The 22,823-nt window shown below is 61.9% G+C and carries 23 protein-coding genes and 1 tRNA gene; 11 read left to right on the top strand and 13 right to left on the bottom strand.

Features of this window, described 5'->3' with window-relative positions; genetic code table 11:
- Positions 1 to 114 precede the first annotated feature (114 nt).
- The 4 genes from DEJ54_RS01180 (at position 115) to DEJ54_RS01165 (ending at position 2,323) form a co-directional block, all read left to right on the top strand.
- Positions 115 to 339, top strand: coding sequence for a hypothetical protein (locus tag DEJ54_RS01180; protein WP_113152950.1), 225 nt, complete (start codon positions 115 to 117; stop codon positions 337 to 339).
- Positions 340 to 348: 9 nt separating this feature from the next.
- Complete coding sequence (locus tag DEJ54_RS01175; protein ID WP_113152949.1) at positions 349 to 1,092, top strand: DUF2793 domain-containing protein; 744 nt, start codon at positions 349 to 351, stop codon at positions 1,090 to 1,092.
- 147 nt (positions 1,093 to 1,239) lie between these two features.
- Positions 1,240 to 1,443, top strand: a complete 204-nt coding sequence (locus DEJ54_RS23675) for a Com family DNA-binding transcriptional regulator (protein ID WP_113152948.1) — start codon at positions 1,240 to 1,242, stop codon at positions 1,441 to 1,443.
- Positions 1,403 to 2,323, top strand: coding sequence for a DNA cytosine methyltransferase (locus tag DEJ54_RS01165; protein WP_245447660.1), 921 nt, complete (start codon positions 1,403 to 1,405; stop codon positions 2,321 to 2,323). Before DEJ54_RS23675 ends, DEJ54_RS01165 begins: the two co-directional genes overlap by 41 nt.
- Before the next feature lie 35 nt (positions 2,324 to 2,358).
- Here the strand turns inward: DEJ54_RS01165 and DEJ54_RS01160 are convergent, their stop codons facing one another.
- The 5 genes from DEJ54_RS01160 to DEJ54_RS01140 form a co-directional block, all read right to left on the bottom strand.
- Positions 2,359 to 3,957, bottom strand: a complete 1,599-nt coding sequence (locus tag DEJ54_RS01160; RefSeq protein WP_113152946.1) for a hypothetical protein — start codon at positions 3,955 to 3,957, stop codon at positions 2,359 to 2,361.
- On the bottom strand, positions 3,957 to 4,694 hold the full coding sequence (locus DEJ54_RS01155) for a hypothetical protein (RefSeq protein WP_113152945.1): 738 nt from the start codon (positions 4,692 to 4,694) through the stop codon (positions 3,957 to 3,959). The genes DEJ54_RS01160 and DEJ54_RS01155 overlap by 1 nt, the downstream gene beginning before the upstream one ends.
- Positions 4,695 to 4,762: 68 nt before the next feature.
- The gene (locus DEJ54_RS01150; protein ID WP_113156006.1) at positions 4,763 to 5,437 is read right to left on the bottom strand and encodes an SOS response-associated peptidase; all 675 of its coding nucleotides are present in this window, start codon (positions 5,435 to 5,437) and stop codon (positions 4,763 to 4,765) included.
- A 34-nt stretch (positions 5,438 to 5,471) separates the two neighbouring features.
- Positions 5,472 to 5,738, bottom strand: coding sequence for a hypothetical protein (locus tag DEJ54_RS01145; protein WP_113156005.1), 267 nt, complete (start codon positions 5,736 to 5,738; stop codon positions 5,472 to 5,474).
- 39 nt (positions 5,739 to 5,777) lie between these two features.
- On the bottom strand, positions 5,778 to 5,996 hold the full coding sequence (locus DEJ54_RS01140; RefSeq protein WP_113156004.1) for a hypothetical protein: 219 nt from the start codon (positions 5,994 to 5,996) through the stop codon (positions 5,778 to 5,780).
- A gap of 125 nt (positions 5,997 to 6,121) precedes the next feature.
- Here DEJ54_RS01140 and DEJ54_RS01135 point away from each other — a divergent pair, with 125 nt between their 5' ends.
- Positions 6,122 to 6,538 carry a thermonuclease family protein gene (locus DEJ54_RS01135; RefSeq protein WP_245447658.1) on the top strand — a complete coding sequence of 139 codons (417 nt, stop codon included), beginning with the start codon at positions 6,122 to 6,124 and terminating at the stop codon, positions 6,536 to 6,538.
- A 154-nt stretch (positions 6,539 to 6,692) separates the two neighbouring features.
- On the opposite strand, the gene DEJ54_RS01130 is transcribed toward DEJ54_RS01135, so the two are convergent.
- Together DEJ54_RS01130 and cpdR are read right to left on the bottom strand one after the other, a co-directional pair.
- A tRNA-Val gene (locus DEJ54_RS01130) sits at positions 6,693 to 6,767 on the bottom strand.
- Between the two features lie 118 nt (positions 6,768 to 6,885).
- A complete protein-coding gene (cpdR, locus tag DEJ54_RS01125) occupies positions 6,886 to 7,248 on the bottom strand; it encodes a cell cycle two-component system response regulator CpdR (protein ID WP_007008549.1) in 363 nt (120 codons plus the stop codon).
- Positions 7,249 to 7,461: 213 nt separating this feature from the next.
- Here cpdR and DEJ54_RS01120 point away from each other — a divergent pair, with 213 nt between their 5' ends.
- Both DEJ54_RS01120 and hisN read left to right on the top strand, forming a co-directional pair.
- On the top strand, positions 7,462 to 8,352 hold the full coding sequence (locus DEJ54_RS01120) for an N-formylglutamate amidohydrolase (protein ID WP_113152943.1): 891 nt from the start codon (positions 7,462 to 7,464) through the stop codon (positions 8,350 to 8,352).
- 268 nt (positions 8,353 to 8,620) lie between these two features.
- Positions 8,621 to 9,391 (top strand): histidinol-phosphatase, encoded by a 771-nt coding sequence (hisN, locus tag DEJ54_RS01115; RefSeq protein ID WP_113152942.1) that lies wholly within the window; start codon positions 8,621 to 8,623, stop codon positions 9,389 to 9,391.
- A 30-nt stretch (positions 9,392 to 9,421) separates the two neighbouring features.
- Here the strand turns inward: hisN and DEJ54_RS01110 are convergent, their stop codons facing one another.
- Entirely contained in the window at positions 9,422 to 10,381 is a 960-nt protein-coding gene (locus tag DEJ54_RS01110) for an alpha/beta hydrolase (protein WP_113152941.1), read from the bottom strand.
- A 434-nt stretch (positions 10,382 to 10,815) separates the two neighbouring features.
- On the opposite strand from DEJ54_RS01110, the gene DEJ54_RS01105 reads away from it, so the two are divergent.
- Positions 10,816 to 11,274, top strand: coding sequence for an Hsp20 family protein (locus DEJ54_RS01105; protein WP_113152940.1), 459 nt, complete (start codon positions 10,816 to 10,818; stop codon positions 11,272 to 11,274).
- A 92-nt stretch (positions 11,275 to 11,366) separates the two neighbouring features.
- On the opposite strand, the gene DEJ54_RS01100 is transcribed toward DEJ54_RS01105, so the two are convergent.
- The 5 genes from DEJ54_RS01100 to DEJ54_RS01080 all read right to left on the bottom strand — a co-directional run bounded on the left by DEJ54_RS01100 (position 11,367) and on the right by DEJ54_RS01080 (position 15,283).
- Positions 11,367 to 11,915: a DoxX family protein gene (locus DEJ54_RS01100; protein WP_113156003.1), complete on the bottom strand. Its 549-nt coding sequence runs from the start codon at positions 11,913 to 11,915 to the stop codon at positions 11,367 to 11,369.
- A gap of 14 nt (positions 11,916 to 11,929) precedes the next feature.
- Positions 11,930 to 12,754, bottom strand: a complete 825-nt coding sequence (locus tag DEJ54_RS01095) for a DNA-binding domain-containing protein (RefSeq protein WP_113152939.1) — start codon at positions 12,752 to 12,754, stop codon at positions 11,930 to 11,932.
- On the bottom strand, positions 12,738 to 13,682 hold the full coding sequence (locus tag DEJ54_RS01090; protein WP_113152938.1) for a DUF692 family multinuclear iron-containing protein: 945 nt from the start codon (positions 13,680 to 13,682) through the stop codon (positions 12,738 to 12,740). Before DEJ54_RS01090 ends, DEJ54_RS01095 begins: the two co-directional genes overlap by 17 nt.
- 48 nt (positions 13,683 to 13,730) lie before the next feature.
- Positions 13,731 to 14,036 (bottom strand): DUF2282 domain-containing protein, encoded by a 306-nt coding sequence (locus DEJ54_RS01085; protein ID WP_113152937.1) that lies wholly within the window; start codon positions 14,034 to 14,036, stop codon positions 13,731 to 13,733.
- 194 nt (positions 14,037 to 14,230) lie between these two features.
- The gene (locus DEJ54_RS01080) at positions 14,231 to 15,283 is read right to left on the bottom strand and encodes a low specificity L-threonine aldolase (RefSeq protein ID WP_113152936.1); all 1,053 of its coding nucleotides are present in this window, start codon (positions 15,281 to 15,283) and stop codon (positions 14,231 to 14,233) included.
- Between the two features lie 541 nt (positions 15,284 to 15,824).
- Between DEJ54_RS01080 and gltB the strand changes: the two genes are divergently transcribed.
- The 3 genes from gltB to DEJ54_RS01065 all read left to right on the top strand — a co-directional run bounded on the left by gltB (position 15,825) and on the right by DEJ54_RS01065 (position 22,750).
- Positions 15,825 to 20,558 (top strand): glutamate synthase large subunit, encoded by a 4,734-nt coding sequence (gene gltB / locus DEJ54_RS01075; RefSeq protein WP_113152935.1) that lies wholly within the window; start codon positions 15,825 to 15,827, stop codon positions 20,556 to 20,558.
- Between the two features lie 26 nt (positions 20,559 to 20,584).
- Positions 20,585 to 21,175, top strand: a complete 591-nt coding sequence (locus DEJ54_RS01070; RefSeq protein WP_113152934.1) for a glutathione S-transferase family protein — start codon at positions 20,585 to 20,587, stop codon at positions 21,173 to 21,175.
- Between the two features lie 120 nt (positions 21,176 to 21,295).
- Complete coding sequence (locus DEJ54_RS01065) at positions 21,296 to 22,750, top strand: glutamate synthase subunit beta (protein ID WP_113152933.1); 1,455 nt, start codon at positions 21,296 to 21,298, stop codon at positions 22,748 to 22,750.
- The last annotated feature ends 73 nt before the right edge of the window (positions 22,751 to 22,823 follow it).

Below are 22,823 nucleotides of genomic sequence, written 5' to 3'. Positions count from 1 at the left end.
CGCAGTCTCTCGCCTGCAAGGCTGAAAGGCCACCGGATCGCCGCCACCGGCGACTGGCAGCTCACCTGGATCAGGCGCACGCGGATCGGCGGCGATGCCTGGGCGGAAACAGAGGTGCCGCTTGGCGAGGAAGAGGAGCGCTACCGGCTTGAAATCCTCGACGGACCGGGCGGGAGCGTGCTGCGCGCTGTCGAGCCGACCGAGGCGGTTTTTCTCTACACCGCCGCCCATCAGACCGATGATTTCGGTTCACCGCAGACAGATTTTCACGCCCGCGTTGCCCAGCGCAGCGCCCGCTATGGGCTCGGCATCTGGCGCGCCGGCTTTATTCATGACTAGGAGGCTCCCATGGTCGATACGACAAAACTCCAATTGCCCCTGATCGCCGCCGACCAGGCCCAGAAACATGTGCCGGTGAATGAGAGCCTGCTGCGCCTCGACACGCTTGTGCAGATGGCAGTGATGGATCGGGATCTGACGGTGCCACCGGGAAACCCCGCCGATGGCGATGCGTACATTCCCGCTTCCGGTGCAACCGGGGCATGGCTCGGGTGGGATCTGAACATTGCCGTCTATAGCGGCGGCGCCTGGGAAAAGCTTGCGCCGCGCGCTGGCTGGCTTGCATGGACAGAAGATGAGGCGCAGGCACTGATCTTCGACGGTGCGGACTGGAAGTCGCTTGCAGATGCACTCGGTCTGATCACGCGCTCCGCCGCAACCACAGTGAGCAAAGGAGCAGCCGGCAGCGCCAATGCGATCGTCTCGGCCGAAGAACTGCTTTCCGGCCTCTCCGGTCCGAGCGTCGACACGACCATCACCATTCCCAACCGTGCGATTGTTTTCGGGGTCTCGACAAGGACAGTGACGGAGGTCACCGGTGCCAGCTCATATGATTGTGGCCTCGCAGGCGAAACCTCGAAATTCGGCGGATCGCTGGGGGTTGCAGCCGGCTCAATTAATGCCGGCGTGATCGGCCCTCAGGCCTTCTATGCCGACACGCCCATACGCCTGACCGCCAATGGCAGCGATTTCACCGGCGGCGCGGTGCGTGTCGCCATCCACTATTTTCTGCCGACGGTGCCGCAATCCTAGAGGCAGCATCACGGATGGCCAGCGCCCAAAAGCGCCGGCGGCGGGCCTGTCGCCAAACAAACCCCGCCCGACGATGACCAAAGATAACCGCCGCACCCGCTGCCCTTTCGGGCGAACGGAGTGTGGCCGTGATCGGGTTAAATCGAGATGAAGGATGTTCGCTGTGGCCGATGCCGCGCATTGCTCTTCAGGGCGAACAACGATAGGAGCGAGATTGAGATCAAATGCCGCCGATGCGGCACGATCAATCATCTGAGGCCGGCCGAGCCCGAACCGGAACGCCAGGAGCGTCCGCCAAGGGAAAGCTCGTGTGGCTCTATCTCCCCCCGGAATGCCTCGACCGCAGGATGAACTCAAAGGCGTCGCGCTTTGTGCTGGCGTTGGCGGACTGGAGCTCGGCCTCCATGTCGCAGAACCCGGATATCGGACTGTATGTTTCGTCGAGCGGGAAACCTTCGCTGCGGCCACCCTCGTGGCCCGGATGGAAGACCAGGCCCTGGATCACGCGCCTTTATGGGACGACCTTGCCACCTTCGACGGCCGCCCATGGCGCGGCAAGGTTCATATCGTCACTGGAGGTTATCCCTGCCAGCCCTTCTCCTGTGCAGGCCGCAAGCGCGGCGCGCGCGACCCAAGGCACCTGTGGCCACATATCCGGCGGATTGTCGCGGAAATCGAGCCCCGATGGTGTTTCTTCGAGAATGTCGAAGGACATCTCGATCTGGGATCCGCCGAGGTCATCAGCGACCTTCGCAAAATGGGCTACCACGTCAAAGCGGGCCTGTTCTCGGCGGTTGAGGTTGGCGCTTCACACTTTCGCCGGCGGCTCTTCATTGTGGCCCACGCCAACCCGCAGCCTCTACTGCAACCGGATCGAGATGGAGCTATCGGAACAGGGATTGAAGCTTCGCCACGATTCGAACCAGACGGGAAGCCAGGTCGCGATAGGCAAGGCAGCAAAGCTCTGGACGATGATCTGGCTGATTGTCACGAGTTGCGCGGAGAGGCCGAAATCCTTCAACTTCCGCTCTTCGCACCCGCTCCATCTGAGTTTGACCGTTGGGGGGAGATACTCGGCCGGCGACCTGACCTTCAACCCGAACTTCTCGGACTGGCTGATGGGGTGGCCGATCGGATGGACCGCGCCCAGGCAGCCGGTAACGGAGTGGTCAGCCTGGCTGCAGCATATGCGTGGCGCACTCTCAAGGCTGCCCACATTGGGAGAAGATGAGGATTGAGGGTGCGCGGACACAACCCTCCCGCAGATCAACCTGTATCTTCGCGCCCAGGAGCACCGAACTTCGGGCGAATGTCTTTCAGCCAGTCCTCCCACCAGGACATGACCTGTGGCCATTCAGCCATGAACGGGAAGGGTTTTCCCGCACTGCTGTTACCAGGCACCTTGGCGTGCAGGCTGGCAAGGTGCCAGTCCGCCAGGTCATCGGCGGTACCCTTGTCGAGTGCCGCAAGAAAACTGTCGTCCGTGCAGGTAGCAAGAACGATCTCCAGATCGTCGACATACTTGATCAGCACAGGCCGAAGGTCTTCGTCGATCGCATAGGGAACTTTTTCGGCGGCCAGCGCTCGCGCCCGCTTCATGATTTCTCCCCGTATTTCGTGCGACATGTCGGCCCAGCTGTCCAGCGTCAGGACCATCCCCAACGCGTTCTCATGGGTGGCCCCGGCATCCTGAATGTCACCGCGCCGCACGTCGGCGAAATACTGCCAGATTTGCTTCACGCCGTGCGCCAGCTCGTCCAGGCCGGCGGATTTCAATGCCGCACCCATCTCCCCGAATTTCGCCAGGAAGGGCGCCTTCTTTGCCTTGCACTCAATGACCACGCGCACCTTGTCGTCACACATCAACCGGATGTCGGGCGTTCGTTGCTGTCCCTGCCTGTAAGCGGTTTCGGGATGGACCGTGATGCGCTCCAGGCTTCCGCGCAAAAGTGTGATGCAATAGGTCTCGAAATTCTCGCCGAGCTTATGGTTCAAACGTCCGCCGCCATCAACGAGGTCATAGTAGAGGCCGCGCGTGCAGCGCTCCATGACGAGCTCGGGAATCGGCGCCAGCATATGCTGCCCATCTTTGGAGATCAGGCAGGGTTTTTGGCGCAGGCTGCTGGGTTTATAGGCCACATGGGGGTACGGCGCTCTCATCGACGTGGCTTCTTTTCGTGCCGAAAGCAGCGTTTCCGATAGGATCGCGAATGCGGCATCGCGCGTTTCGCCGGATAGGCCAACCGGCTTGGTGTCGGCAGTCAGCGCGATGGCCGGATATGACTTGAGGTGGCTGTAAACTAGGAGACAAACTCTCGAAAAGTCGGCCATCGACATGCCGTGCTTGGCGCGAAAGTGCTCCTCCGCCTCCGGGAAATGAAACAGTGTTGTTGCCCTAAACAGCGCGGTTCGATTGAAGTTGTCCCGCTGCCAGTAGAACTGGCGCTGTGCGATGCGCGACATCCCCGAAAGCCCTGGGTTCTGGCTGAGGAAGATGCCATCGTCAGCGTTTTCGAGATCCATAACTCGGTCGTGCAGCTCTCCTAGAACGTTCAAGTCCTTGCAATTGAGGATGTGGACACGCTGGCTGTTCAGGCGCATGGGCGTCGTCAGATATTCGTTGACGAGAGTCTCAAGCGTCCACAGATTCAGTGCCGATGGCTTCTTCAGCGCTTCGATGAGTAGTGGTGGCGCGATCTGAAACCGTGCAAGCGCCTTGTCGACGCGCTCGTCCTTGATCGCGGCGCCGGCCCAGATCATGGTCAGGAAATCGTCTGGAAGGGCCATCGACAGCATCTTCGCGAGCTTCTTGCGAGCGCGCTCACGCCGCATGGCAAGGGCAGCCGCTGAATGGTCCGCACTCATCAATCGTCGCCTGACCTTCGGCTTTGCCGCGTGGGAATGTCGAAGCGGCAGTTGCTCCACAATTGCTCCGAACTGCGCCTGGCAATATCTCGTGAACCGTCCCAATCGAAGCTCGAACCGTTGAGTGCAAGATGCAGATTGTCGGCGATCTCGACCGTCTTTTCGAGCACCCAGGTTTCATCACCGTATTTCGCGGCGCGGGGTACGTTTGTTTTTTCGCCGAGCTTGGCATCCGGCAGATCCAGATTGTGGGCGATATAACGGTCGCGATACGCGCGAATCGACTGGAGCTGCTCTGAGCGCACGACTGCAGCGCACCCATTAATGGCTGCGCGAAAGCGTTCTTTCGTCCTGCCAATCTCCATATGCGCCCGCTCACCGCGATAAGATTGCAGCCAGTGCTGCTTTGCCTCGACGGTCAATGGGTCTTCGACGGGATTGAGGTCGGCTATCAGCATCTCGTTGAGGTAGTAGGCCCGCGTGTCATCGATCACAGCGTTGAGTATCTCGGCCTTGTCGATCAGTTTGACGATGGTCGGAATGCTTTCGCGATCATCGCCCGGAGTGTCCCAAAGTGCGGCGAGACGAATCACCTCGAAGAGATACATACTGGCCTGAAATTGGTTGAAGGCATGCCCTGCGTAGGAGCGCGGAATCTGGCGTGCGAGCGTTCCATTGTAGATCGCGAACACATTTGCTTCGTGCATCTGAAACAGGCTGCAGATGTGGTCGACCAAGCGACCCGTACGAGCCTTTGCCAGCCTTAGCCGTTCATGATCCGGCAATGTCTTCGGAGACCTCCTCATCAGTTCCGCACCTGCTTGGGTTCGTCTGGCATCTCCGGCGCCTCCACCTTCACCAGCCCGTCATCGGGCAGCGGTCTTTGCAGCGCCTGCGCCTCGTCCCAGGGCGCGGCAAGCCAGGTGTCGATCTCCTCGGCCGTCGTCAGGATCACCGGCATCGCCTTTTTGTGCACCGGCGCCACGACACCGTTGGGCTCGGTGGTGAGAAACCCGTAGACCTCGTGATCGTCCGGCTCTTCGCGCGCCATGCGCTTGCCGTGCCAGGGCGTCCAGAGGCCGGCGAAGACGAAAAGCGGTCGATCTTCGCTCAGCGCAAACCACTGGTCGGGCGTCCGTCCGCCATCCTTCTTGTTGGCCGGGTCCGGCTCGGCGAAGCTGGTGGCCGGCACCAGGCTGCGGTTTTCCGGGTCGAGCCAGCGGCGCCAATGGGCCGAGCCGGCGTTGCGGATGTTGGTGACGCCGGAATCATGCTTGCCCTTGATGAACATGGGCGGCGTCGGCATGCCCCAGCGCGCCCGGACCATCTCGCGCTCGCCGTCCTTGCCGACCCGGACGATCGGCGCATAGCGGTTCGGATAGACCTGCAGCGACGCCTCGTTGAACTTGTATTCACGCGTGAAGCGGACGAAGTCGCGGATCGCCTGGCGTGTGGTGGTCATATTGTAGAGGTTGCACATGGTTTCATCTCCCGCCCGAAGCATTGCGGCCGCGTCACCGCTGCCTCTGATCGACGACCAAGAATGTGTTGCCGCGGCGGTTTTGGCAACTGCGGCAGACCAGGCGCTTCGATAGTTCGTAGGTCACCGCGTCCTTGCCGAAGCGCCTTTCCAGCGCGGCCCGGTCGAGTTCGGCGATCATCTTGCACCGAGCGCAATGGGCGCCCAGCAGATACCAGGGCTGAATATCGTTGAAGCGGATCAACCCGTCAGAGGTGTAGACAACGACTTCCGACAGATGGCGGGGTTTGAACTTTCGCATAAGGCGGCTCCGTTCCTTGCAGCCGCACCGTTCCTGCATTCATCTTCGCGCCGCCCCAGCGCGCACATAGCCCCAGCTGACCGCGTCTTCCAACGCTTCGATGCGGCTGGCCAGATAGTCGTTCTCGCCCATCAGGGCGATCACCGCCTGGCGCGGATCGCCGCCACAAGCGGTAATGAAGGCCGTTGCCTGCGGCTCATACGGGTCTGCGTCAGCGCGAGCGCCGCCATCGGGCGTGCGCACCGTTTGTGTCGTCATTTCTGCCTCCATCTGATACGCCAATTCTAATGCAGACGGATGGAACGAGTCCAGCATTTGTTCTCATTGTGTTCTCATTCATCGCCCGGTTGAGCGAACTAGGGCGACACAACGGAGGGATCGCATTGCGAAGATCGAAAACGGCCGTCACGATACTGGCGGTGCTGCAGACGGCGTGGCCGATGACGATATCGGCAAAGGCGTCCGGACCCTTCGCCCTGTGCGGGACGGGCGAGCGCTACAATTGTGTGGTCGACGGGGACACGGTCTGGATCGATGGCGAGAAGCTCAGGCTGGCCGACATAGATGCGCCGGAGACCGGGGGGCGATGCGTCAACGAGCGCATCGAGGCGGCCCGCGCCGCGGGCCGCCTGGCCGAGCTGCCTGTTTGGGGAAAGCGGGTGATCGTGCGGACCGGCAAGGACCAGTATGGCCACACACAGGCGGTGGTGCTGATCGATGGCGAAAGCGTCGGTGCGAAGCTGATCGAAGAGGGCCACGCCCACCCATCGACCGGCCGCCGCGAGACCTGGTGCAAATAGCATTCAACACCCGTTCAACGGATCAAACGACGCATTCCGATTGATGCCAACTGAACTTGCGCACCCGCGCCAACTGAACTTGCGCGCTACAATATCTCGACGAACCCGGGAGCGGTTCGAGATCATCATCTTTATTCAAGATGTTTGGGAAGGATGGTGGGCGTGACTGGGATTGAACCAGTGACCCCTACGATGTCAACGTAGTGCTCTCCCGCTGAGCTACACGCCCATCCGACGCCGCGCATAGATCACACAAATCAGGCCGGCGTCAATAGGTAGTTTGAGTGTTTTTACCGCAATGTGACGATCACTCTGCCGGCTCTCGCCGAACGCCTTGAAAACCGCGGTCAGGCGGCCTGCAAAAGTTTCTCCACCTCGTTCACGAGGTCACGCAGATGGAAGGGCTTGGAGAGAACTTTCGCGTCCTGCGGTGCGTTCGAATCGGGATTGAGCGCGACAGCCGCGAATCCCGTGATGAACATCACCTTCAGATCCGGATCGATCTCGGTGGCGCGGCGTGCCAGCTCGATGCCGTCCATCTCGGGCATCACGATGTCGGTCAACAGAAGGGAGAAGGGTTCTTCGCGCAGCCTGTCATAAGCGCCGGCGCCATTGTCGAAGTCGACGACCTCGTAACCAGCCCGCTCCAGCGCCTTCACCAGAAAGCGCCGCATATCATTGTCGTCTTCCGCCAGGAGAATCCGTGCCATTTTGCCGTCCAGATAGTGCGAGAGCGATTGACCCGCAAACGCTTGCCCAAAAATCGCTTGCCCACAATTCACTTGAATGAGACCAGCTATATGATTCCAGCGTGGTAAATATCAAGTGAAACCTGCTGATCCAGCTTGTGGACTGGCTGGACAGGCGTGCGCACGAATGGCAGATTTTATACCGAAATAGTATGCCGGAGGCGTGAAAATCGTATGACTGCCGCAGCGGATTTTGCGAAAATCCCCGCTTTCGAGGTGCGTTCTCCTGCGTTCCAGACTGCTCCCTTCGTTTTCAACTCGCCGCATAGCGGGCGACATTATCCCCAGCGCTTCCTCGACATGAGTCGTCTGGATGCGACCATGATCAGGCGCTCCGAAGACTGCTATGTGGATGAGCTCTTCTCCGGCGTGGTCGCCTGTGGCGCGCCGCTTCTCACCGCCAATTTTCCGCGCGCCTATCTGGATGTGAACCGCGAGCCGTGGGAACTCGACCCGCGCATGTTCTCCGAGCCGGTGCCGCCTTACGCCAATATCCGCTCGCCGCGTGTGGCCGGTGGGCTCGGCACCGTGCCCAAGCTGGTGGGCGAGGGGATGGACATCTATCAGGGTCGCCTGCCGCTGGCCGAGGCCGTGTCGCGCATCGAGACCATCTACGTGCCCTATCACGAGCGCCTGAAGCGCCTTTTGATCGACACGCACTGCACCTTCGGCCACGGCATTCTGATCGATTGCCACTCCATGCCGGCGGGTGTGCGTTCCGGCGATGGCGCGCTGCGGCCCGATTTCATCATCGGTGACCGCTTCGGCGTTTCCGCCGCTTCGGCACTCACCGAATGCGTGATCGGTCTCCTGGCGGCGCGCGGCTATTGCGTGGTGCACAACAAGCCCTATGCCGGTGGTTTCATCACCGAGCATTACGGCCGCCCCGCACAGGGGCTTCACGCGCTGCAGATCGAAATCAACCGCAGCCTCTATATGGATGAGCGCACACTGGAGAAGAGGCCGGGCTTCAACGCGCTGATGGACGATCTCACTGGCTTCGTGCGTGAGCTGATGGCGATCGCCGGGCAGTATTTTACCGACTATCCGCTCGCCGCCGAGTGAAGTCGCGCTTTGCTGCAGTGCAGCAAATTTGCTCTGGACGGCGACAAAAAAAGACCGCATCGCCCTGGCGATACGGCCAAAAGTCTAGGGAGGAAACGCCCAATAAGGGCATCCGGCAGATCAACTGCCTGAACAAAGTCTATGTTGCGATGCACAATTGTCAAGCGTTAACCGTAACGCGCCCATTGCAAACCGCGCCAAACGCGGCAAAGATCGCCGCTCTTAACAGCCCTTTCAGGCAGCGAATCCGTAAATTCAGGAGAGTTCCATGACCGTGTCGCCGGCTTTGATGCGCCGCATTGCCGAGGCCGCCGCAGCCCAGACCCTGCCGCGCTTCCGTCAGCCGGTGTTGATCGACAACAAGCTCGAAAGCGGTTTCGATCCGGTCACGGAGGCTGACCGCGAGGCCGAGCGCGCCATTCGCGGGCTGATCAGCGAGGCGTTTCCCGATCACGGCATTCTGGGTGAGGAGTTCGGCCTTGAAGGCGAGGCGAGCGATCACCGCTGGATCATCGATCCCATCGATGGCACGCGCGCCTTCATTTCCGGCCTGCCGCTCTGGGGCACGCTGGTGGGGCTCACCGTATCGGGCCGCGCCGTTGCCGGCATGATGTCCCAGCCCTTTACCGGCGAACTCTTCTATACGGTTGGCGATGGCGCGCATTACGAGGGGCCGGGCGGCCCACGCCGTCTCAAGACGCGCGACACGACCGAGTTGTCCGACGCCACGCTGTGCACCACCACGCCGGCGCTGTTCGATTCGCTGCACCGCGCCGCCTATGACCGGGTGGAAAATTCGGTCTGCCTCGCCCGCTACGGCACCGATTGCTACGCCTACGCGATGCTGGCAGCGGGCCAGATCGATCTGGTCATCGAGACCGGTCTTCAGACTTACGACATCGCTGCGCTTGTCCCGATCATCGAGCAGGCGGGCGGCGTGATCACCAGCTGGGCCGGCGGCCGTCCTGAGAGCGGAGGTGACATCATCGCCGCCGCCACGCCCGAACTGCACAAGAAGGCGATGGCGCTTCTGCGCTAGAACATTGCGGCAGATAACCCGCTCTGGCGTTCAGAAATTGATGTCGCCGGTGCCTTCCACGAAGGCGAAGAAGGCGGCCATCACCTGTTCCCGGTAAAGGTCTGCCTCCTGCAGCAATTCGTGCCGCGCGCCATCAATGGTCAGGAGCGATGTGCTGCGTAACTGCCGGGAAAAGCGCTCGATTGCCGGGTTGGAGACCACGCGGTCCGCTCCGGCCGAAAGGATGAGCGAGGGAATGTGGATCCGGGCTGCAAAGGCCGGGTCGGTCACCCGTTCGATGGCCAGAAACATGGCGCGCGTCCAGGCGACCGTCGGCCCGTTGATGGCAAGTCCGGGCCAGGCGCTGACCGTCGCCCGGTTGCGGGCAAAGCGCTGAGGGTCGGAACTCAGCGCCGCCGGCGAAAATTCAGGCATTTTCATCCGGTTGCGGCGGCCTGGCATATACATTCGGCCAAGTCCCAAAGCGTAGAGAAGCTGCGCGAAGTGCGACACCCAGCGTGTTGTTCTAGTCGAGACCGGAAGTCCCAGAAGCGGCGTGCAAAGCACCATGCGGCGCACCCGGTTGGCCATCATGGGTGCGGCCAGAAGCGCAATCAGAACGCCGGTGGAATGGGCGAGAATGTAATAGGGGCCGCGGCAGTCGGGCAGCACCACCTGTTCGAAGAACGCATCCAGGTCACGCACATAATCGTCGAAGCTCTCAACATAGCCCCGATTGGCGTCCGGCAGCAGTCTCTGCGAGCGCCCTTGTCCGCGCCAGTCCAGTATCGCCGCGCCATAGCCGCGTTCGGTCAGGTCGTTCGCGGTCTCGAAATATTTCTCGATATACTCGTTGCGGCCGGGCAGGATCACCACCGTGCCGTGTTTCTCGGCTCCGCGTCCCGGCGCGCGCGCAAAGCGGATCGAAACCCCGTCCTTCGTCTGGAACAGGTCCGCCTTCATCCCCTCGGGCGGGGGATTTTCCGGAACGACGATAAGCAGGTCATTCATGCAGGATCGTGGACCTCAAGAGCGGCTTTGAGGGGTGTGGAAGATGATATTCCTAAGAAGGAATAGAGCCGGGATGCGTGAATGGCAAGAAACAGAACGGTTGCGACTGAAACTGAAAGCCGGAAGTGGCCTGAACCACTTCCGGCATTCCGCACCGGCTGGAAGGGACGTTACATCCGGTACGTTCCGCAGGGCGGCGTCATAAGCCCGCCGCCGATCCATTGCGCTAACGGTAGCAGCGTGAAGCTGAACGGTATCCGAGCGGCCCGTTCATCCGCCGTTCATCTGAAATCGACGGGCTCTTGAACCCGATTTTTGGGGTTCCCATATATCTTCTGCGGCCGCCAGAACGGGGTCGCTGGCCAGCGGGAAACGCCCGAAGCGGGTTTCCGAAAATGGCCATAACGCAATGTTGCTCAACTGGAGAACAGACCATGCGTCACGTTGATTTTTCGCCTCTCTATCGTTCCACCGTCGGCTTCGACCGGCTCTTTGGCATGCTCGATACGCTGGCCCAGCCCGAGGGCAGCCAGACCTATCCGCCCTACAATATCGAGCGCACGGGCGATGATTCCTACCGCATCTCGATGGCCGTCGCCGGCTTTGGCGATGAGGACATCTCCATCGAGGCCCATCGCAATGTGCTCACCGTCAAGGGTGAGAAGAACGCCGAGCAGAAAAGCGAAGGCGAACTGCTTTATCGCGGCATCGCCGCACGCAGCTTCGAGCGCCGCTTCCAGCTCGCCGACCATGTCGAAGTGACGGGCGCCAACCTTGAAAACGGGCTCCTTCACATCGATCTCACGCGCAACATCCCCGAGGAGATGAAGCCGCGCCGTATTCCCATCGCTTCGGCGAAGGAAACGAAGGAGATCGAGGCCAGGACCCACTAAGGCTTCGGACTGAGGGCACACCCGATGTGCTAAAAGCAAACGGATAAGAGTTTGAATGATGGCGGCGCCCGTGTGGCGCCGCTTTTGTGTTTTCAGGCAGTGATCGCGAATTTGCGGCCAAGAACGGCATCCAGCGAGATGCGTCCCGCACCCTTCACCACAAGATAAAGCAGCAGAAACACCCAGAGCGTCCGCTGGTCCCAGATCAGCCCGTCGGAGAAGCGGTCGAACCACGCGCCGGCGGTCTCCGCGCCCACCTTGTGCACGGCAATGTCCACATAGGACTGCACCAGCACGAAACCGATCATGCCGAGTGCGGCAATCCGGGTGAAAAGCCCGATCACGATCAGGAGCGGCAGGACAAACTCTGCATAGGTGCCGGCCCACACGATTGCGCCCCATGGGATGAAGGGCACGGCTGAAACATCGCCGCCCGCAGCCTCCACCGCCGGCAGCGCGATCTGGTAATAGGCCCCGTCTGCGACGCTGAAGAAGCCGAGCAGGCCGTCGCCCACCTTCGTGCGGGCCGAATTCAGGAAGTAGAAATAGAGAACGGCGAAGAAGGCGAAGCGCGCGGCAAGGCCCGGAAACCAGCCATCGAGCACTCGCTCAAGGGTGGAGAAAACGCGCGCATGAAGCATCTGGATTGCGTGGATCACGGGCTTTCATCCTTGTTCTGACTGTCATTGCCTGCCTGGCATGTCTCGAATGCGCCGCTTTCGAGCATCAGGGCGATGGCGGCGGATAGATCGAAACCGGGGTCGGCTTCAAGCGCCGCCCCGGCCGCCTGTTGCAGCGCTGCGCCATTGGCGAGCGCCTTCAGAAAGGTGAACTGGCCCCGGTCGAGCTCGCGCACCTGCACATCAAGTGCGGGCCGGGTCACCAGCGCTGCTTCGGCAATACCCGCGTCGATGCGATCAGGCATCGGCCCCGTGCGATGCGCCGTGAAGATCGTATGCACCGCATAGTCCGAGCCTATGAGATGCATGGCCGGGTGCGGCGTGAAACGGGCTGTTGCAAGCGCTTCCGGCGGCAGGGCAGCGAGATCGGCGGGCGCGAGCGGTGTGCGGTCGGCTGCGTGGAAGGCGTCGAGCCAGGCGCGTTCCAGCCGCGCCACGTCGGGCAGATATTTCAGATGCCGAATCGGCTCGAACCCGGCCAGAAAATCGCCGAACCCGTGCCCGTATTCGAAGACGAGGCGTGAGCGCGGTGGATGCACGCGCAGAAATTCCCGTGCGATCATGCGGAAATTCTCATCCCCCAGGATCATGGCGACCGCCGGAAAGATTTCTGAAAGCGCGGTTACGAGACTATGGGTGACATTGTTGCGATAGACGTTGAAGCGCTTGATCGCCGCCTTGCCGTGCGGGCCGCTCACGCCCTGCGGCGTGGCGCGCTCCGGGTTGAGCAGCACGGCGCCAAAGGCGTCGTCATAGGGCTGCGCCGGGCCCTGTCTCATGGCTTCAGGAATGGAGCGCATGGCGTTTTTCTTCCGGCTCGAGGGTGCGATAACGGTCGAGAATGCGTTCAGCCGCCGCCGCCTCGGATTGCAGAACCGGCCAGTCGGGAATGTCCGCATCCCATTCGATCAGCGTGTCGACGGGGCCACATGCGGTGATCACCGTTTCATAAAGGCTCCAGACCGGGTCGGCGACCGGTCGGTCATGGCTGTCGATCAGCAGCGGCGCACCCTCGTCGTCTTCCTGTTCGTCATGGCCGGCAAGGTGAATTTCTCCCACATGCGCCAGCGGGAAATCGGCGAGATACTCCGTGGCGCTGAAGCCGTGATTGGTCGCGGAAACGAACACATTGTTGATGTCGAGCAGCAGCCCGCAGCCCGTGCGCTTTACGATCTCGCGGAGGAAATCCGTTTCCCGCCATTCGGATTCAGAGAAAAGGACGTAGGTGGACGGGTTTTCCAAAAACATCGGCCTGCCGATGGCTTCCTGCACCTGATCGATGTGCTCGCACACCCGTGCAAGCGTCTCATCGGTGTAGGGCAGGGGCAGCAGGTCGTTGAAAAACACATCGTCATGGGTCGACCATGCCAGATGCTCCGACACTTTGAAGGGTTCGTAGCGCTCCACCAGCCCGGCAAAGCGTTGAAGATGTTCGGGGTCGAGCGGGTCGAGGCCGCCAATCGACATGCACACGCCGTGTAACGAGACGGGCAGCATGTTGCGGATTTGGGTCAGCGCGGCGTGCGGCGGGCCGCCCGCGCCCATATAGTTTTCTGCGTGTACTTCCACGAAACCCACTGACGCAGGGTTTTCAGCGATTGCGTCGAAATGCTGCGGCTTGAAACTCGCACCGGCCCGGCCAGCGGGGGCACCAGTGGAGGCATCAGCGGGGGGAAATGCCGGAAAGCGGCTCTGGATTGCGGAAAGGGGTTTTGCTTCGCGTGCCATGAGGTCGCCTCCCGGCATTTGGTGTCAGGTCAGATCATGCTGGCTGGATCAGGAGGGCATGTCGCGCTCAAGCGGCTCAAGCGAACCCATGCGCTCGCCGGGCAGTTCCATCGTGGCGCAGGTGCCGGCATCGACATATTTCCAGGCATTGCCCTGGTAATCGACCTTTGAGGTGCCGGCGCAGGTGGTGCCGGGTCCGGCCGCGCAATCGTTCTTGCCGGCCATGGACACGCCATAGCACTTTTCTTTTTCCTGGGCCTGGGCGGCCGTGGTGGTGGCCAGCGTGCCGACCGAAAGGGCGGCTGCGACCGTTCCGGCGATATAGGCGGCGGTGAGTGCGGTTTTGGTGGACATGAATGATCTCCTCTCGGGTCCTGTCGAAACCGGGGTTCCGTCCCGGCAGGACCCGTTTTTTCAGAGGGATCGTTCACTTGGAAATCAAGCGCGCGCGAGCCGGCATCACTTGCGTGTGAGGCTTTGTTTATCGTTGGGGTTTATCGTTGGGCCCTGACCCTGGGGTTGTTGTCGTGCCGCGCGCGCCGTGTTGCTCAGGCCTTCAATGCTTCCGCGCACTTCTGGATGTCGGCGGCCTCGGTGGCGAAGCTTGTGACGAAACGATAGAGCGTGTCGCCCGCCGTCATTTCGCCTGCGAATGAGAGCGGTGGCTTCCAGGGATAGAACTGCGCGCCCGCGGCCTGAAGCGCCTGGGCCTTCTCATCCTTCATGAGCGCAAACACTTCATTGGCCTGCGGCTGCCAGGCAAGGCGCGCGCCATCGGCATTGGAGATGGCGGTTGCGAGCTCCGCGGCCATCGCGTTGGCGTGGCGCGCATTCTTCAGCCAGAGGTCGTCACGGAAATAGGCCTCGAACTGCGCCGCGATGAAACGCGACTTGGAGAAGAGCTGTGCGGCGCGCTTACGCAGGAAGTGCATCTGGCCGATCTTCGCCGGATCGAACACGATGATCGCTTCCGCGCACCAGCAGCCATTCTTCGTGCCGCCGAAAGAGGCAATCTCCACGCCGCGCTTCCAGGTCATCTCGGCCGGCGTCGTGTCCAGTGACACGAGCGCATTGGCAAAGCGCGCGCCGTCCAGATGCAGCGGAATGCCCGCTTCGCGGCAGATGCCGGCGATCTCTTCGATCTGTTCCAGTGAATAGAGTGTGCCGATCTCGGTCGCCTGCGTGATCGAGGCGGCCATGGGCTGCCCGGCGTGCACGAACTGGGCCGGGTGCTCGCGGATCGCTGCGTCGAGCGCGTTCGGGTCCATGCGGCCAAGCCGGCCTGCCACGCCCTTCAGGCGCGCGCCGCCGGTCAGATATTCCGGTGCGCCGCCCTCATCATCAATGGCGTGCGCTTCCGAATGGCAGAAGGCGACCCCGCCGGGTTTCGAGGCCCAGGTGAGCGACAGGCTGTTTGCCGCCGTTCCCGTTCCGACGAAAAACACCGCCACCTCGCGTTCGAAGATGTCGCTGAACATCTTCTCCACCCGTTTGTCCAGCTCGCTGGTTCCATAGGCCGGCGCAAAGCCGCCTGCATTGGTGACGAGCGCTTCGGCGATTTGCGGGTGGGCGCCGGCCCAGTTGTCGGAGGCGAAATTCATGCGGCAGATCTCTCTTTTGACCCCAAAATAAGCAGTGGCGGCGGGAGATTGCGCGCTTCGATGCTCCGGTTCAAGCCCTTCGGATGAGATGTTGCGGTGATTTTTGCGCCTGACAGGATATTCTGCGGCGGTTTATCAAAATGTCATCAATACTTGCAGTTTAGGTATTTTATTTCGTGTTTTGCGCAAAAAATTTGCATTTCCGTCTTGTCTGGTGTTGGTATTTCTGGCATTTCAGCGAATAAGACAGCAGTGCTGTCCTATTGTTGTGCAGTTCGGTTGCCAGCGCCTCAGCGTGGCTTTTGCGCTCGTGATAGTGTTGCGAACGACCGGTGCAACAAAGGCGGTCCGGCAATGACCGGAGCACAGGCAGGGATGCCCGCCCAAGAACAAGAACACGCGCCGGAGCATATCGGTAGCGTTGCTCCGGCTTCTAAATGGAAATGCCGTGCATACACCCCGGAAGGCCGCAAGGGCTTTCTGGCGACTGAACGACCGCCCAGGGAGGCTTGCCCCGGGCTCTAGAATGTGAGGATTTGCGATGACGGAAATGACGCCCTCTTTTTCGACCGGGTTCGGGCCGGCCAACGAGGCCGAAACGGCCGCCGTCAAACGCACCGTGAAGATGTCCGCGCCGGGCGTGCCCGCTGCGCAGGGGCTTTACGATCCCCGCAATGAGCGCGATGCCTGCGGCGTCGGCTTCGTCGCGCATATGAAGGGCAGTCGCTCGCATGATATCGTGCGCGATGGCCTGGCCATGCTCGAAAACCTGACCCATCGCGGCGCGGTGGGTGCTGATCCGCTGGTCGGCGATGGCGCGGGCATGCTGATGCAGATCCCCGACCGCCTCTATCGGGAGGAATGGGCGGAGCGCGGCGTCGAACTGCCGGAGCCCGGCCATTATGGCGTCGGTCACTTCTTCATGCCGCGCGATGCGGAGCTGCGCAAACAGATCTACGACATCATCGCCGATGTGGTGCGCTCGGAAGGCCAGGAGCTGATCGGCTTCCGTGATGTGCCGGTCGACAATGCCTGCCTTTCCAAGGCGCCCGACATTGCCGCTTCCGAGCCCGTCCACCGCCAGATCTTCGTCAGCCGTGGCGCGGGCATTCACGATGAGGAGGATTTCGAGCGTCGTCTCTATATTCTGCGCAAGGTCATTTCGGGCCGCGTGCGCGAGGAGCTTGAGGGCGGCATCAAAGGTTTCTACACCGTGTCGCTGTCGGCGCGCACCATTGTCTACAAGGGCATGTTCCTCGCCTATCAGCTCGGCGCTTATTACAGCGACCTGAAAGACCCGCGTTTTGAAACGGCGCTGGCGCTCGTTCACCAGCGCTTTTCGACCAACACGTTCCCCTCCTGGGAACTCGCGCACCCCTATCGCATGGTCGCCCACAATGGCGAGATCAACACGGTGCGTGGCAACGTCAACTGGATGGCCGCGCGTCAGGCCTCGGTGGATTCGGAGCTGTTCGGCAACGACATTTCCAAGCTCTGGCCCATTTCCTATGAGGGCCAGTCCGACACGGCCTGCTTCGACAACGCGCTCGAATTCCTGTTCCAGGGCGGTTATTCGCTCGTCCATTCGATGATGATGCTGATCCCGGAAGCCTGGGCGGGCAACCGTCTGATGAGCGACGAGCGCAAGGCGTTCTACGAATACCACGCCGCGTTAATGGAGCCGTGGGATGGCCCGGCTGCCGTGGCCTTTACCGACGGCATTCAGATCGGCGCAACGCTTGACCGCAACGGCCTTCGCCCGGCCCGCTATGTGGTCACGGATGACGACCGCGTCATCATGGCTTCGGAAGCCGGCGCGCTCGTGGTTCCCGAAGACAAGATCGTCAGCAAGTGGCGTCTCCAGCCCGGCCGCATGCTTCTGATCGACATGAAGGAAGGCCGCATCATCTCCGACGAGGATGTGAAGGCGGCCATCGCCACCAGGCATCCTTTCAAGAAGTGGCTCGACAACACCCAGCTCATCCTTGAAGACCTGAAGCCGGTCGAACCGCGCGCCCTGCGCAAGGATGTGGCCCAGCTCGATCTCCAGCAGGCTTTCGGCTACACGCAGGAAGACACGAAGATGCTGATGGCGCCCATGGCCACGACCGGCCAGGAAGGCATCGGCTCCATGGGCACCGACACGCCGATCTCGGCCATGTCCGACAAGCCCAAGCTGCTCTACACCTATTTCAAGCAGAACTTTGCGCAGGTCACCAACCCGCCGATCGATCCGATCCGCGAAGAACTGGTGATGAGCCTCGTCTCCTTCATCGGCCCGCGCCCCAACATTTTCGATCTGGTCGGCTCTTCACGCCGCAAGCGGCTTGAGGTGCGCCAGCCCATCCTCACCAATGGCGATCTGGAGAAGATCCGCTCCATCGGCCACACCGAAGACCGGTTCGACACCAAGACCATCGACGTCACCTATGCGGCGGGCGAGGGTGCTGCCGGCATGCGCGGTGCGCTGGAGCGCGTCTGCGACCGCGCCGAGGCTGCGGTTGCCGGCGGCTACAACATCATCATCCTGTCCGACCGCCAGATCGGCCCGGACCGCATCGCCATCCCGATGCTTCTGGCAACGGCCGCCGTTCACCACCACCTGATCCGCAAGGGTCTGCGCACGGCGGTTGGCCTCGTGGTCGAATCCGGCGAGCCGCGCGAAGTGCACCACTTCTGCTGCCTGGCGGGCTACGGCGCGGAGGCGATCAACCCCTACCTTGCCTTCGACACGCTTCTGTCCATGCACAAGGCCGGCGATTTCCCGCCGGAGGTCGACACACAGGAAGTGGTCCAGCGTTACATCAAGGCCATCGGCAAGGGCATCCTCAAGGTGATGTCCAAGATGGGCATCTCCACCTACCAGTCCTATTGCGGTGCGCAGATCTTTGACGCCGTGGGTCTGGAAAGCGACTTCATCGAGCACTTCTTCACCAACACCGCCACCACCATCGAAGGTGTCGGTCTGGACGAGATTTCCGCCGAGACGGTTGGCCGCCATGCCGCCGCCTTTGGCGCGGACCCGGTGTTGAAGAGCGCGCTGGAAGTGGGCGGTGAATACAATTTCCGCATGCGTGGCGAATCCCACATCTGGTCGCCCGACGCCGTCGCCTCCCTCCAGCATGCCGTGCGCGGCAAGTCCTGGGAGACCTATCGCGAATTTGCGAAAATGGTCGACGGGCAGGCAGCCGACGCCAAGTCCATTCGCGGCCTGTTCGCTGTCAGGAAGGCGAAGGATACAGGCCGCAAGCCGGTCTCGCTGGATGAGGTCGAGCCCGCAGCCGAGATCGTCAAGCGGTTCTCCACCGGCGCCATGTCCTTCGGCTCCATCAGCCGCGAGGCGCACACCACGCTGGCGCGCGCCATGAACGCGCTGGGCGGCAAGTCGAACACGGGCGAGGGCGGCGAGGAGCCTGATCGCTATCTGCCGATGCCCGACGGTTCGATGAACCCGGAGCGCTCCTCCATCAAGCAGATCGCCAGCGGCCGTTTCGGCGTCACCACCGAATATCTCGTCAATTCCGACATGATGCAGATCAAGGTGGCGCAGGGCGCAAAGCCGGGCGAGGGCGGTCAGCTTCCCGGCCACAAGGTCGACGCCACCATCGCCAAGGTGCGTCACTCCACGCCGGGCGTCGGGCTCATTTCGCCGCCGCCGCACCACGACATCTATTCCATTGAGGATCTGGCGCAGCTCATCTTCGACCTGAAGAACGTCAATCCGGATGCGGATGTGTCCGTCAAGCTCGTCTCCGAGGTTGGCGTGGGCACGGTGGCCGCCGGCGTCGCCAAGGCGCGCGCCGACCACATCACCATTTCCGGCTATGATGGCGGCACCGGCGCTTCGCCGCTCACCTCCATCAAGCATGCGGGCAGCCCGTGGGAGATGGGCCTTGCCGAAACGCACCAGACCCTGGTGCTGAACGGTCTGCGCTCGCGCGTCGCGCTGCAGGTCGATGGCGGGCTGAAGACCGGTCGCGATGTCATCATCGGCGCGCTGCTGGGCGCCGACGAATATGGCTTCTCCACCGCACCGCTGATCGCCGCCGGCTGCATCATGATGCGCAAGTGCCACCTGAACACCTGCCCCGTTGGCGTCGCCACGCAGGACCCGGTGCTGCGCAAGCGCTTCAAGGGCACGCCCGAGCATGTGATCAACTACTTCTTCTACGTCGCGGAAGAGGTGCGCCAGTATCTCGCCGAGATGGGCTACACGAAGCTCGACGATATCGTCGGCCAGTCCGACCTTCTCGAAAAGGACGGCATGATCGCGCACTGGAAGGCGCGTGGCCTCGATTTCACGAAGATCTTCTACAAGCCCGATGCCCCGCGCGAGGCCATTCACTGGACCGAGCGTCAGGAGCATCCCATCGATGATGTGCTCGACCGCAAGCTCATCGAGGCGGCAAGGCCGGCTCTTGAAAACCGCGAGCCCGTGTCGCTCGACTTCCCGATCTGCAACACCGACCGGTCGGCCGGCGCGATGCTGTCGGGCGCGGTCGCCAAGCGCTACGGCCACAAGGGCCTGAAGGAAAACACCATCGACGTGCGCCTCACGGGCACGGCCGGTCAGTCCTTCGGCGCGTTTCTGGCGCGCGGTGTTTCGTTCAGGCTTGAGGGCGACGCCAATGATTATGTCGGCAAGGGCCTTTCCGGCGGGCGCATCGTCATCCGCCCGACGGACGATTCCCGCATTGTCGCGGAAGACTCCATCATTGTCGGCAACACGGTGCTTTACGGCGCAACCGAGGGTGAATGCTATTTCCGCGGCGTTGCGGGCGAGCGTTTTGCCGTGCGCAATTCGGGTGCGGTCGCCGTTGTCGAGGGCGTCGGCGATCATGGCTGCGAATACATGACGGGCGGCGTGGTGGTCGTGCTCGGTCAGACGGGCCGCAACTTCGCGGCCGGCATGTCCGGCGGCGTTGCCTATGTGCTGGATGAGGCGGGCGACTTCGCCGAGCGCTGCAACATGGCCATGGTCGAGCTGGAGCCGGTGCCGGAGGAGGACGACATCCTCGAAAAGCTGCACCACCATGGCGGTGACCTCATGCACAAGGGCCGTGTCGACGTTACCGGCGACATGACCCGGCATGATGAAGAGCGTCTGGCGCAGCTTATCTCCAACCATCTCCACTACACGGGCTCCGAGCGGGCGCGCGCCATTCTGGATCATTGGGCGGAATACCGTCCCAAATTCCGCAAGGTGATGCCGGTCGAGTACCGCCGTGCACTGGAAGAAATGGAGCGCATGAAGCTCGGTCTGGCGGCGGAATAGCCGTGGGTTCTGGAGATCTGTTGCCCATGGATGTTTTTGGCGACCGGAATTCGGGCAATTGCCTGAAGGTCAGATACACGGCGGACCATCTCGGTCTGCCCTATCGCTGGCATGAGCTCGACCTCATGGCTGGCGAGAGCCGCACGGACGCGTTTCTCGCCATGTCGCCCTTTGGGCAGGTGCCGGTCGTGCGGTTCGATGACGGGCGCACGCTTGGCCAGTCGGGCGCAATCATCCGCTATCTGGCGCGCGGTTCGGCGCTTTTGCCCGAAGACGCGTTTGCCCAGGCGGAAATCGATCAGTGGATGTTCTGGGAGCAGAACTTCCATGAGCCCAATGTGGCCGGTGCGCGCTTTCAGGTGTTCTACCGCAAGGAGCCGGTTGAAGCGCGCGATCCGTTGAAGGTCGAGCGGGGCGAGGCCGCGCTCGATTTGATGGACGAGGCGCTGAACACGCGCGATTTCTTTGTCGGTGACGGGCTCACCATCGCCGATATCGCGCTCCTCGGCTACACGCGGCTTGCCCCTCAGGGGGGCTTTGAACTCGACGGGCGCAGGGCGCTCACCCGCTGGATTGCACGGTGCGAGGATGTCCTCGGACTTCCGGCACTTCACTAGATCGCCATGCGTCCACCGGGGCGCACAAAGGACGATCTGAATTATTGTTGGGGCATCGGAACAACCGGAAAACGGTATCCGCTTTTCGGTTCGAAGCTCTAAAATAACGGGGTTTACTCGATGGGTAAGGTTACAGGTTTTCTCGAAATCGACCGTCAGGTGCACAAGTACCAGCCGGCGTCCGACCGCATTCGCCATTTCCGCGAATTCACGCTGCCCATGTCGGACAGGGAAGTCGAGAAACAGGCCGCGCGCTGCATGGATTGCGGCATTCCCTATTGCCACGGCCCGACAGGCTGCCCGGTCCACAACCAGATCCCTGACTGGAACGACCTCGTCTATAATGGCGACTGGGAAGAGGCGATCCGCAATCTGCACTCCACCAACAACTTCCCGGAGTGGACGGGCCGCATCTGCCCTGCACCCTGCGAGGAAGCCTGCACGCTCAATCTCGAAGACATTCCCGTCGCCATCAAGACGGTCGAGCAGGCCATTGCCGACAAGGCCTATGAGGCCGGTTTCGTGCGGCCCTATCCGGCCGACCACACGACCGGCAAGAAGGTCGCCATCATCGGCTCCGGCCCGGCCGGCATGGCCGCTGCCCAGCAGCTCGGGCGCGCCGGTCATCAGGTCCATGTCTATGAGCGCGAAAGCCGGCCGGGCGGCCTGATGCGCTACGGCATTCCCGACTTCAAGATCGAAAAACACTATATCGACCGCCGCATCGAGCAGATGCAGGGCGAAGGCGTGACCTTCCATTGCGGTGTCAATGTCGGCGTGGACAAGCCGGTGGAAGAGCTTCTGGCCGAGCACGACGCCGTTCTCTACTGCGGTGGCTCGGAGCGCCCGCGCCCGGCCGGCATTCCCGGCGGCGAATTCCACGGCGTTCACGACGCCATGCCCTATCTGGTTCAGCAGAACCGGCGTGTGGGCGGTGAGGATATTCAGTCCGTCGCATGGGCGGCCGAGCCCATCCTTGCCGGCGGCAAGCATGTGGTTGTCGTCGGTGGTGGTGACACCGCATCGGATTGCGTCGGCACGGCCTTCCGTCAGGGCGCGGTGCGCGTCACCCAGCTCGACATCCGCCCGCGTCCGCCGGAGAAGGAAGACAAGCTTGCCGTCTGGCCCTATTGGGCGACGAAGATGCGCACCTCCTCTTCACAGGCCGAAGGCGCCGATCGCGAATTCCAGGTGGCGACGCTTGAATTCGTTGGTGAGGATGGCGTTCTGACCGGTGTGAAATGCTGTCAGGTGGACGAGAAGCGCAAACCCGTTCCGGGCACGGAATTCGTCATTCGCGCAGATCTCGCCTTCATCGCCATCGGCTTTTCCGGCCCGCTGGAAACAGGCGTTCTGTCCGAGTTTGGCGACCGGCTGAAAACCGATATCGACCGCCGCAACTCTGTGAACGTCAATGCTGACGACCGTGAGTATCGCACCACCATCGACCGTCTGTTTGCAGCGGGCGATGCGCGGCGCGGTCAGTCTCTGGTGGTTTGGGCGATCCGCGAGGGGCGTCAGGCCGCCCACGCGATTGACTCGTTCCTCATGGGCAGTTCGGTCCTGCCGCGTTAGGGCGCCGTGCGTCCATTTAGACGCACAAAGGATGCTCCAGGTGGATGACGGCCCCCTTCTCCCTGCTAGCGGG

The organism is Nitratireductor sp. OM-1 (genome assembly GCF_003296175.1).
GTDB lineage: Bacteria > Pseudomonadota > Alphaproteobacteria > Rhizobiales > Rhizobiaceae > Nitratireductor > Nitratireductor aquimarinus.
Note: the sequence above shows the minus strand (reverse complement) of the source record. Positions and strands in the feature narration are given on the sequence as shown.

What these genes read in the sequence shown, in the direction of transcription:
- DEJ54_RS01175 (WP_113152949.1), top strand. Translation starts at nt 349, where the DNA reads ATGGTCGATACGACAAAACTCCAATTGCCCCTGATCGCCGCCGACCAG.
- DEJ54_RS23675 (WP_113152948.1), top strand. Translation starts at nt 1,240, where the DNA reads ATGAAGGATGTTCGCTGTGGCCGATGCCGCGCATTGCTCTTCAGGGCG.
- DEJ54_RS01160 (WP_113152946.1), bottom strand. Translation starts at nt 3,957, where the DNA reads ATGAGTGCGGACCATTCAGCGGCTGCCCTTGCCATGCGGCGTGAGCGC.
- DEJ54_RS01150 (WP_113156006.1), bottom strand. Translation starts at nt 5,437, where the DNA reads ATGTGCAACCTCTACAATATGACCACCACACGCCAGGCGATCCGCGAC.
- DEJ54_RS01145 (WP_113156005.1), bottom strand. Translation starts at nt 5,738, where the DNA reads ATGCGAAAGTTCAAACCCCGCCATCTGTCGGAAGTCGTTGTCTACACC.
- DEJ54_RS01140 (WP_113156004.1), bottom strand. Translation starts at nt 5,996, where the DNA reads ATGACGACACAAACGGTGCGCACGCCCGATGGCGGCGCTCGCGCTGAC.
- cpdR (WP_007008549.1), bottom strand. Translation starts at nt 7,248, where the DNA reads ATGGCACGGATTCTCCTGGCGGAAGACGACAATGATATGCGGCGCTTT.
- DEJ54_RS01120 (WP_113152943.1), top strand. Translation starts at nt 7,462, where the DNA reads ATGACTGCCGCAGCGGATTTTGCGAAAATCCCCGCTTTCGAGGTGCGT.
- hisN (WP_113152942.1), top strand. Translation starts at nt 8,621, where the DNA reads ATGACCGTGTCGCCGGCTTTGATGCGCCGCATTGCCGAGGCCGCCGCA.
- DEJ54_RS01110 (WP_113152941.1), bottom strand. Translation starts at nt 10,381, where the DNA reads ATGAATGACCTGCTTATCGTCGTTCCGGAAAATCCCCCGCCCGAGGGG.
- DEJ54_RS01105 (WP_113152940.1), top strand. Translation starts at nt 10,816, where the DNA reads ATGCGTCACGTTGATTTTTCGCCTCTCTATCGTTCCACCGTCGGCTTC.
- DEJ54_RS01100 (WP_113156003.1), bottom strand. Translation starts at nt 11,915, where the DNA reads ATGCTTCATGCGCGCGTTTTCTCCACCCTTGAGCGAGTGCTCGATGGC.
- DEJ54_RS01095 (WP_113152939.1), bottom strand. Translation starts at nt 12,754, where the DNA reads ATGCGCTCCATTCCTGAAGCCATGAGACAGGGCCCGGCGCAGCCCTAT.
- DEJ54_RS01090 (WP_113152938.1), bottom strand. Translation starts at nt 13,682, where the DNA reads ATGGCACGCGAAGCAAAACCCCTTTCCGCAATCCAGAGCCGCTTTCCG.
- DEJ54_RS01085 (WP_113152937.1), bottom strand. Translation starts at nt 14,036, where the DNA reads ATGTCCACCAAAACCGCACTCACCGCCGCCTATATCGCCGGAACGGTC.
- DEJ54_RS01080 (WP_113152936.1), bottom strand. Translation starts at nt 15,283, where the DNA reads ATGAATTTCGCCTCCGACAACTGGGCCGGCGCCCACCCGCAAATCGCC.
- gltB (WP_113152935.1), top strand. Translation starts at nt 15,825, where the DNA reads ATGACGGAAATGACGCCCTCTTTTTCGACCGGGTTCGGGCCGGCCAAC.
- DEJ54_RS01070 (WP_113152934.1), top strand. Translation starts at nt 20,585, where the DNA reads ATGGATGTTTTTGGCGACCGGAATTCGGGCAATTGCCTGAAGGTCAGA.
- DEJ54_RS01065 (WP_113152933.1), top strand. Translation starts at nt 21,296, where the DNA reads ATGGGTAAGGTTACAGGTTTTCTCGAAATCGACCGTCAGGTGCACAAG.